Source organism: Leptolyngbya sp. FACHB-60 (assembly GCF_014695775.1).
Classification (GTDB): Bacteria; Cyanobacteriota; Cyanobacteriia; order Phormidesmidales; family Phormidesmidaceae; genus Nodosilinea.
This window is the reverse complement of record NZ_JACJOX010000017.1, coordinates 343,448-353,002: the sequence shown is the minus strand read 5'-3', so window position 1 is coordinate 353,002 and position 9,555 is coordinate 343,448. Positions and strand designations below refer to the sequence as shown.

The 9,555-nt window shown below is 53.5% G+C and carries 7 protein-coding genes; 2 read left to right on the top strand and 5 right to left on the bottom strand.

Features of this window, described 5'->3' with window-relative positions; all coding sequences use genetic code 11:
* Nucleotides 1-175: 175 nt before the first annotated feature.
* From rsgA to grpE, 5 genes are all read right to left on the bottom strand, one after another.
* On the bottom strand, nucleotides 176-1,339 hold the full coding sequence (gene rsgA / locus H6F57_RS06430) for a small ribosomal subunit biogenesis GTPase RsgA (protein WP_190627480.1): 1,164 nt from the start codon (nucleotides 1,337-1,339) through the stop codon (nucleotides 176-178).
* Nucleotides 1,340-1,342: 3 nt separating this feature from the next.
* Nucleotides 1,343-1,585 (bottom strand): sulfurtransferase TusA family protein, encoded by a 243-nt coding sequence (locus tag H6F57_RS06425; protein WP_190627482.1) that lies wholly within the window; start codon nucleotides 1,583-1,585, stop codon nucleotides 1,343-1,345.
* Nucleotides 1,582-2,709: a molecular chaperone DnaJ gene (dnaJ, locus tag H6F57_RS06420; RefSeq protein ID WP_190627484.1), complete on the bottom strand. Its 1,128-nt coding sequence runs from the start codon at nucleotides 2,707-2,709 to the stop codon at nucleotides 1,582-1,584. Before dnaJ ends, H6F57_RS06425 begins: the two co-directional genes overlap by 4 nt.
* A 95-nt stretch (nucleotides 2,710-2,804) precedes the next feature.
* A complete protein-coding gene (dnaK, locus tag H6F57_RS06415; protein ID WP_190627486.1) occupies nucleotides 2,805-4,772 on the bottom strand; it encodes a molecular chaperone DnaK in 1,968 nt (655 codons plus the stop codon).
* Between the two features lie 231 nt (nucleotides 4,773-5,003).
* Nucleotides 5,004-5,705, bottom strand: a complete 702-nt coding sequence (gene grpE, locus H6F57_RS06410; RefSeq protein WP_190627488.1) for a nucleotide exchange factor GrpE — start codon at nucleotides 5,703-5,705, stop codon at nucleotides 5,004-5,006.
* Nucleotides 5,706-6,038: 333 nt separating this feature from the next.
* On the opposite strand from grpE, the gene H6F57_RS06405 reads away from it, so the two are divergent.
* Entirely contained in the window at nucleotides 6,039-8,042 is a 2,004-nt protein-coding gene (locus H6F57_RS06405) for a GspE/PulE family protein (protein ID WP_190627490.1), read from the top strand.
* Between the two features lie 144 nt (nucleotides 8,043-8,186).
* Entirely contained in the window at nucleotides 8,187-9,311 is a 1,125-nt protein-coding gene (locus H6F57_RS06400) for a type IV pilus twitching motility protein PilT (protein ID WP_190627492.1), read from the top strand.
* Nucleotides 9,312-9,555: the final 244 nt, after the last annotated feature.

The following is a 9,555-nucleotide window of genomic DNA, read 5'->3' as shown; positions in this document are numbered from 1 at the left end:
CTGGATTCGCTCCCATTGGTCATCGCGCAGGGCATAGCGTCGGCTTGTCATTCCGCTGAGTCTTGCTTTAAGGACTACCCTTCAACCCTAACCTAATTGATGACACGCCCTAGTACTAAGTAAACAAAATCCTACAATTGGATCCTGACCAGCACAAAATCTCAGCCCAATCTGATTAGCTCGGCTCATTGTTTTCAGGCCAGTCACCATCGTCAGACTGCGAATTAAACACATCGTTGGATCCATCCAGATCGTAGCGTAGATAGTCGAGCCTTTGTTTCTGGTGACGGCGCGAGGGGCGACGGTATTTTTTGGTCTGAAGCCTTGGCTCTTGATGCTGCTGTCCCTGCTCTCCCATCCTGAGCTTGAGCTGGGCCTCGGGGTCACGCTGCTGCTGTTGGATTTCCTGGTACTCCAGTGCTTCATTCAGCAGGGTGAGATAAAAGTTATAGCGAGGCCAGTGGGGGCCTACGGCGCAGCCCGGTGCGTCTCGGTGTAGACAATCGTTGAATTGGCAAACACCCTCAGCTAGGCGCGATCGAATTTCTGGAAAGCACTGGCCCAGAACCAGTGGGGTCAGGGCTAGATCGGGCTGGTTAAAACCAGGGGTATCTGCCAAAAAACCGCCCCCCGGCAGCTCAAATAGCTCTACGTGGCGGGTGGTATGTCGGCCCCGCCCCAGCTTGCCAGACACCGCTCCGGTTCTCAGGCTAGCCTGGGGAATAAGCCAGTTGATTAAGCTTGATTTACCTACTCCAGAGGGTCCGGAGATGATGGTTGTGCGGCCCTGTAGCCGAGGTAGCAGTGTTTGTAAGGTTTCATCTGCTTGAAGGCTGATCACCGTGGCTGGGTAGCCCCAGGCGTCTAGCTGCTCCTGCCAATAGCAACGCGTGGCGTTGCTAACCAGATCCTGCTTATTGAGACAGAGGTGAACGGGTACCCCTGTTGATTCGGCTTTAACTAAGAACCGCCCAAGCTGCTGGGGGTCAAGGTCAGGCTCGGCTAGAGCAAAGACTAGCAAAATTTGATCAGCATTGGCTACGGGTGGACGATCCAGCACCGATCGGCGGGCTTCGACTGCAGCGATCGCGCCCCGTCCATCGGCCCAGTCTATCGCCTCTAGCCGCACACGATCGCCCACCATCACCTGCTGCCCAGTTTTCCTGAGACGTGCCCGGCGGGTACACAGCAAGATTTGACCCGCGGCCTGGTCACTAGGCAGATCGCTGTTTAGGTCTAATCTCACTCGATAGTAATTGGCTTGGATGGCTACTACCAAGCCCCAGAGGCCTATGCTCGCCTCCGTGACTGCTGTGTGATCAAACTCAGAGGGTGCCATCACCTAATTGGGGCGGCGCACGTAGACGACAAAGTAATCAGTGCAATCTTCTAGATGCTCTACTTTGTAGCCCTCCATAGTGAGACTATCGGGCACCTGCTCGACGGGTTCCCCCGCATCGAGCCACACCTCCAGTAAAGCTCCAGGAGCCATTTTCTCCAGCTGGAGCTTAGTCCGCACAAAGTTAATCGGGCAGGGAGTGCCCCGCAGATCTAAACGCTCATCGGCAGCTGTAGAGTAGCTCATCCTCGAAACAAACCCCCTAAGAAGCCCTCGATACCGCCTCGGTTGACTTTCTCGCCCCGAATTTCTGCCAATTTTTCAACCAGCTCCCGCTCCTCCGGCTTCATGCGCGTGGGAATATCAACTTGCACAGTGATCAAGTGATCGCCACGGCTGACAGGGTTGCCCAGCTTAGGCACACCACGATTGTCGAGGGTGAGGACTGTACCAGGCTGTGTACCCGCCGGTACATCTAGCTCTTCTGGGCCCTCGACGGTGTCAATAGTCAGCTTGCAGCCCAAAATTGCTTGAAGATAGCTGATCTTGAGATCAGAGAGGATATTGATGCCATCACGCTTAAAGGCAGCATCTTCAGCTACAAATAGGTAGACGTACAGATCTCCAGCAGGCCCACCTCGTAGCCCCGTATCCCCTTCATTTGACACCCGCAGCCGAGTACCGTTGTCAACACCAGCTGGCACAGTAATTTTGAGTTTTTTGGTTTCCTGATTCTGACCACTGCCACCGCACACATCGCAGCGATCTTCAATCATCTCACCCGTGCCATTACAGGTGGGGCAGGCCGATACTTGGGTAAAGCTCCCAAAGGGAGTACGGGTAGCCCGACGAACTTGGCCAGTACCGCTACATGTGCCGCAGGTAGAAGGGCGAGTACCCGGCTTAGCCCCGCTGCCTGTGCAGGTGCCACAGGTTTCCAAATGGCTAATCTTAATTTCTTTCTCGCCGCCAAACACCGCTTCTTTGAAGTCAAGCCTGAGGTCAAGGCGAAGATCATCACCTCGGGTCGGCCCTCGTCGTCGAGTACCCTGGCCCACGCCTCCCGAAAAGCCGCTAAAGAAGCTCTCGAAAATGTCAGCAAAGCCACCCATGTCGCCAAAGTCTTGATAGCCGCCAGCACCAACACCAGCACCGAGCCCAGCTTCTCCAAAGCGATCGTAACGTGCTCTAACCTCTGGCTCAGAAAGCACTTCGTAGGCGCGGTTGATCTCTTTGAAGGTGTCCTCAGCCCCAGGATCTTTGTTGACATCGGGGTGGTATTTGCGGGCTAAGCGTCGATAAGCTCGCTTAACATCGTCTTGATCGGCGTTGCGCGAAATACCGAGAATCTCATAGAAATCACGGGCCATAGGGGGCTACCTAGACAACTCCAGCAACAATCAACATTAAACCATTTTAAAAGGAGTGCCCACCTTGGCTAGGTGGGAATACCCGCCCCCCAACCCTAATCTATGGCTTCGTAATCGGCAGTCACAGTGGCGTCTAAACCCATATCATCGTCATAATCAGGATCATAGGTCTCGTCGTTGGTCTCGTCGTTTCCGGCTTCAACGCTGGCATAGGCCGCTGCCGGAATGCCCATATCCACTTCGTCTCCGGTGTCTACGTCGCGGTAAACGTTAGTACCGACGGCAAAGATGGCCGCTTGTAGGGCATCAATACATCCCTGAAACGTAGCAACATCAATGCTGGGGTTATGGGTAGCGGCACGGAGTTGGTTGACTTTCTCGTCTAAATCAGCCCGAGTTGCCTCATCTAGCAAGCTGCCATGGTCGCGCAGGGTAGCTTCGTAGCTATAAAATAGGTTGTCAGCTCGATTAGTCAGCTCTGCCAGCTGTCGTCGTCGCCCGTCCTCATCGGCATAGGTTTCGGCCTCTAGACGCATGCGATCAACTTCGCTGTCGGTTAAGCCGCCCGTGTTGGTAATGCAGATGCTCTGGGCGCGACCCGTACCTTTGTCGAGAGCCGCTACTTTAAGAATACCGTCGGCGTTGATTTCAAAGGATACCTCGATTTGCGGTACTCCCCGTGGGGCAGGAGGAAGACCGGTGAGCTCAAACTTACCCAGGCTCTTGTTGTCCTTGGCCATGGCTCGCTCACCCTGGAGAACGTGAATTTCTACAGAAGTTTGGCCATCGGTGGCGGTCGAAAATACCTGAGATTTGCTAGTGGGAATAGTGGTGTTGCGCTCAATGATCTTGGTAAATACTTCTCCCAAGGTTTCAATCCCCAGGGAGAGGGGAGTGATATCGAGCAGTAGTAAATCTTTGACTTCGCCCCCCAGGACGCCCGCCTGAATTGAGGCCCCGAGGGCCACAGCTTCGTCGGGGTTCACAGAGCGATCGGGAGCTTTGCCGTTGAAGTAGGCGCTAACCGCTTGCTGCACGGCTGGGATGCGGGTAGAACCGCCTACCAATAAGATGCGATCGATCGCATCAGGGCTCAAATCCGCATCTTTAAGGGCCTGCTTAACCGGATCTAGGGTAGCCTGCACCAGTTCCGACGCAAACTGCTCGAACTGAGCGCGAGTCAGCGTCATTTCTAAATGCTTTGGCCCAGACTCGTCGGCAGTAATAAAAGGGAGATTGATGGAAGTTGAGGGCATGCTCGACAACTCGACCTTGGCTTTTTCGGCTGCTTCACGAATGCGCTGTAGCGCCATGCGATCGGCCGATAGATCAATGCCTTCTTGCTCGCGAAAAGCAGCGGTCATCCATTCCACAATACAGTTGTCAAAGTCGTCACCACCTAGATGGTTGTTGCCAGCGGTAGCCTTGACCTCAAAGACGCCATCGCCTAGCTGCAAAATAGACACATCAAAGGTACCGCCCCCCAGATCAAACACCAGCACAATCTGGTCTTGGTCTTGCTTGTCAAGCCCATAGGAGAGGGCTGCAGCAGTGGGCTCGTTGATAATGCGCAAGACTTCTAGGCCTGCAATGGTGCCGGCATCTTTAGTCGCTTGGCGCTGTGCGTCGGTAAAGTAAGCCGGTACGGTAATAACGGCCTGGGTTACTTCGGCTCCCAGGTAAGTTTCGGCATCCTGCTTGAGCTTTTGCAGGATCATGGCAGAAATTTCCTGGGGCGTAAACGCCTTGCCTCGGATCTGCACGTCTACAGTGTTGTCACGACCGCTAACGCAAACGTAAGGTACGCGGCTGCGCTCTGCCTCGGTGTCTTCCCAGCGGCGACCAATAAATCGCTTAATGCTGTAGACCGTATTTTCTGCATTGGTGACCGCTTGGCGCTTAGCCAACTGGCCTACCAACCGCTCGCCGTTTTTACCAAATCCAACAATGCTGGGTACCGTACGGCCCCCCTCAGTGCTAGAAATTACAGCTGGTTTGCCGCCTTCGAGGACAGCGACACAACTGTTCGTTGTTCCTAGGTCAATGCCGATTACTTTACCCATAGCCCCCGGTGCTCAACTTAATCGTTCGCTTTACCTTCGAAATTAGCTTAGGCCCATAACGGTCTGAGCTAATTGTGATTAGGTTGCCCGCTTGCACCAGAGAAGTTATCGTCTATTGCGGTAACTTTCGACTGCACTGCCCAGACGCGGGTGTTGGTAGAACCTAGAGCACAGGGAAACAGCTCCCCTACCTATCGCAATAAGCAAGCACTCGGTTAATCGGTTGATGGATTATTCGAGAGATCCGGAACTCTCAATATCTGGGTTTTGAGAGCTATCCTCCGGAGGAGCAGCTACTTTCACCATAGCGTGGCGCAGCACTCGATCACCAAGCTGGTAACCCCGCACGAACTCTTCGATCACCACTCCCTCAGCATGGTCAGCGGTTGGCTCGCGCATGACGGCTTCGTGCAGTAGCGGGTCAAACTCTTGCCCTTCGGCACGCATGGCTGAAACTCCTAAGCGCTTTAGGGTTTCCACTAGCTGCTTGTAAACACTTTGATAACTTTTGTGAATAGTCATCTCGGCTTCGGTTTGAGGCTTAATCTGCGATCGCGCCCGTTCAAAGTTGTCAACCACGGGCAGCAGCTCGATAACGGTGTCGCCCTTGATCTGAGTAGCTAACTCGTCTTTTTCTTTGCTGGTGCGTTTGCGGTAGTTCTCAAAATCAGCTGCAATCCGCATTGATTGATTTGCCCGATCTTCAAGCTGGGCTTTTAGCCCCGCCACCTGGCGCTCTAAATCAGCTACTAAAACCGTATCAACGCTACTTCCTTCAGAGGGCGGTGCTGCTTCAGCGGCTTCAACCGTAGCTGCTGCTGCTTCGACCACGTCATCAAAGTCAATATCCACAGCGTCTTCTTCAAGAATCTCTTCAATAGCTTCAGGGTCAGAAGCGGGATCGTGGGCAGTGTGATGAATGTCGTCAACCATGCTGATATGTAACTCGGCGGGTGAATGCAACAACTTTGCTAAAGGACAAGTCTCTATCTCAGCGACTTGTCCTTTAGCACTGCCTTTGATTCTATCGCGGAATGTAGGTTTGACTGCCGTGGGTTGAGGCTCTGCCTGCTCTCAAGATTGACAAGCCATGGCCCCGCCGTGGTGCAGATAAATTAGATAAGGGTATTATCGACACTACGGGGTCAATGCGGGTAGGGCTTGCGATCGCGCTAGCTTAGTGGGTACAGCCCCCCGTTTAGGGCATACTGCCTGCATACGATTGGGTTTAAGCCTGTTTTACATCAGCACTTTGGCATCAGCGCTATGACTAATTCCTCCTCCCGGCGAGCTCTAGTACTTCAGCGAAGTTTTTCGCCCTTTGGCAACAAGCTCATTCAAGCGGGCTATGTTGACTCCGAGCAGATGCAGAAAGCCCTGGCGGAGAGCCGCAAAAGCGGGCAGTCGCTGACTGATGTGCTTGAGTCGCTTACTGGGCAGCAGCTCTCCCCCGAACTGCTGCGGCAGTATAAAAAACAACAGCTCTTTGAGCTCAAGATCCTTTACGGGGTTGAATCCCTCGATCCCGAACTCAACGATATCTCCCCGGCCCAAATTGGGAAGCTAATCGATACCCTGGTGCCGGTTGATATCTGCCGTCGTCACCGTTTGGTGCCTCTTTCTCAGGATCAAGGTGAGCCCCCTTCGGTGCTCGTTGCCATGGTCGATCCGGAGAATCTAGAGGCTCAGGACGACCTCAACCGTATTTTGCGGGCCCAGAGTCTCTCTCTTCGGCGTATGGTCATCACCGTTGAAGATTATCAACGGCTAATGTCTACTTACTTAGATGATGCCGTAGCTAAACAGAAGAAGGACGAGCTAGACGCGGCTGTTGACGTCAACACTAGTCTGGAAGAGCTCGATTTTGGCGAAGGTAGTCTAGAAGATGTTATTGACGACGAAGCTGACCTGGGCATGGCCCTTAAGGATGCCGGTGCGGCTCCGGTCATTGCCCTAGTTAATAAAATTCTGGCTAAAGCTCTGCAAGAGGGCGTTTCTGACATCCATGTCGAACCTCAAGAAGACTTTCTGAGGATTCGTTTCCGTAAAGACGGGGTGCTCAAAGAAGCGCTGCCGAAGATGCCCAAGAAGATTATTCCGGCGGTTACTGCCCGCTTTAAAATTATCGCCGAACTCGATATTGCCGAGCGCCGAGCACCTCAGGACGGCCGTATTCGGCGTGTGTTTCAGGGCCGCAAAGTAGACTTTCGGGTCAATACTCTGCCCAGTCGCTGCGGCGAGAAGGTGGTGCTGCGGATTCTGGATAACTCAGCTACTCAGCTGGGTTTGGATAAGCTCATTACTGACCCCGACTCGCTTCGCATTGTGCAGGAGATGGCCTCTCGTCCCTTTGGCCTCCTCTTGGTGACAGGCCCAACCGGTTCAGGGAAGACCACGACCCTTTACTCGGTGCTATCAGAGCGTAACGACCCCGGCATTAATATCAGCACTGCCGAAGACCCGATCGAATATACGCTGCCTGGTTTAACTCAGGTGCAGGTAATTCGTGAAAAGGGCATGGATTTTGCGTCGATTCTGCGCGCTTTTTTACGTCAGGATCCTGATGTGATTCTAGTGGGTGAAACCCGCGATCGCGAAACAGCTAAGACGGCGATTGAAGCCGCTTTGACAGGGCACTTGGTGCTGACTACGTTGCACACTAATGACGCTGCTGGGGCGATCGCTCGCCTCGACGAAATGGGGGTAGAGTCATTCATGGTTTCTAGCGCCCTAATTGGGGTGCTAGCCCAGCGTCTAGTGCGGCGAGTATGCACAGACTGCCGTATTTCCTACAGCCCGACTCCCGAAGATCTGGCTCACTTTGGTCTGAGTTCTGCCTCTGAATCAGATATCACCTTCTACAAGGCCAATACCCTTACCGTAGAAGAACTTGTAGCAGCTAAAGATAACAATACCCTTTGCCCTAAGTGTCAAGGTGGTGGTTACAAGGGCCGAGTCGGAGTATACGAAGTGCTGCGCGTCACCGAGCGGCTGCAAAAGCTAATCTCTGAAGGGGCCCCTACTGAACGGATTAAGGAGGCAGCGGTAGAAGAAGGGATGCAAACTCTGCTTTCCTACAGCTTAGACTTGGTGCGACAGGGGTACACCACCCTAGACGAAGTGGAACGGGTAACCTTTACGGATACAGGCTTAGAAGCAGAACTGAAGTCGAAGCGTAAAGCCTCTCTAACCTGTGCTAGCTGCGCCGCTGAGCTTCAGCAAGATTGGCTCGACTGTGCCTACTGCCTTACTCCCCGCTTCCAAGATTAGCGGCTGGCTGACAGCATGCCGCCCCAAAGTGGGCATCTTGTTAGCAGCAACGGCCTCTACGGCACTAACTGTTTTATCAGCTTAGCCTAAGCTTTTCTAACGCTAGATTCTCTCGACGTTCTTTAAACCCCATGAGGTAGCCCTATGGAATTGATGATCGAAGACTTGATGGAAGAGGTGATTGAGCGGGGTGGCTCTGACCTGCACCTGTCTGCTGGGTTGCCCCCCTACATTCGCATTAGCGGCAAACTCACCCCCACCGAGCACGAGCCGATGACTGCCGAGTCATGTCAACGGCTGATCTTCAGCATGCTCAACAATACTCAGCGCAAACAGCTAGAGCAAACCTGGGAACTGGATTGCTCCTACGGGGTCAAAGGGCTTGCCCGCTTTCGGGTCAACGTCTATAAAGATCGAGGTACCTACGCGGCCTGCTTGCGAGCGCTAAGCTCCAAAATCCCAAGCATGGATGCGCTAGGGTTACCCAACATTGTGCGGGAGCTGTCAGAGAAGCCTCGGGGTCTAATTCTGGTAACTGGACCCACTGGTTCCGGAAAGTCGACCACTCTGGCCTCAATGATCAACAACATCAACCTCACGCGGCCCGAGCACATTCTCACCGTTGAAGACCCGATTGAATTTGTCTATGAACCCGTTAAAAGCCTGATTCACCAGCGCCAGATTGGGGAAGACACGAAGAGTTTTGCCAATGCCTTACGTGCTGCCCTACGGGAAGACCCTGACGTAATTCTGGTGGGTGAGATGCGGGACTTAGAAACTATCTCCCTAGCTATTTCGGCCGCAGAAACAGGGCACCTGGTCTTTGGTACTTTGCACACCAGCTCAGCAGCCCAAACCGTTGACCGCATGATCGACGTATTTCCTCCCGAACAGCAGCAGCAGATTCGGGTGCAGCTGTCAGGTTCGCTAGTGGCGGTACTTAGCCAGACCCTTGTGCCTAAGGCAAATCCTAAACCCGGTGAGTTTGGCCGCGTTATGGCCCAAGAAATTATGGTGATTACTCCAGCGATCGCCAACATGATTCGGGAAGGTAAAACTCCTCAAATCTACGGCGCTATCCAGACTGGGGGTAAGCTAGCGATGAAGACTCTAGAAAAGGTTCTGGCTGATCTCTATCAGGCCGGCACGATTTCCTTTGAGGCAGCCATGTCCAAGACATCCCGCCCCGACGAACTGCAACGGCTAATTGGGGGAGCTCCAGCACCTAATGCGGCTGCTCGCCAAGGGGCGGCCGCCGGACGCCACTAAAACCTTAGGCAAAAGACCTAGGTAACTAAATAGGGCGCTCAGGGAAAATTAAACTGAGTGCCTTAGCCTAGAGAGAGGGAGCACAGATTATCTTTCTTGCTACTGGTTTGGGGTTAGACCTAGGGTCCACGTGACCATGCCGCGAGAGCACGGCATGCCCCACACGAGTTCAGGTAGATTTAGCGGGTTCGGTAAGCTGAACCCGTCGCTATAATTGCAGTACTTTTAAGCCGTTGAGCTAATA

Coding starts and splice junctions, on each gene's coding strand:
- rsgA (WP_190627480.1), bottom strand. CDS start 1,339: ATGGCACCCTCTGAGTTTGATCACACAGCAGTCACGGAGGCGAGCATA.
- H6F57_RS06425 (WP_190627482.1), bottom strand. CDS start 1,585: ATGAGCTACTCTACAGCTGCCGATGAGCGTTTAGATCTGCGGGGCACT.
- dnaJ (WP_190627484.1), bottom strand. CDS start 2,709: ATGGCCCGTGATTTCTATGAGATTCTCGGTATTTCGCGCAACGCCGAT.
- dnaK (WP_190627486.1), bottom strand. CDS start 4,772: ATGGGTAAAGTAATCGGCATTGACCTAGGAACAACGAACAGTTGTGTC.
- grpE (WP_190627488.1), bottom strand. CDS start 5,705: ATGGTTGACGACATTCATCACACTGCCCACGATCCCGCTTCTGACCCT.
- H6F57_RS06405 (WP_190627490.1), top strand. CDS start 6,039: ATGACTAATTCCTCCTCCCGGCGAGCTCTAGTACTTCAGCGAAGTTTT.
- H6F57_RS06400 (WP_190627492.1), top strand. CDS start 8,187: ATGGAATTGATGATCGAAGACTTGATGGAAGAGGTGATTGAGCGGGGT.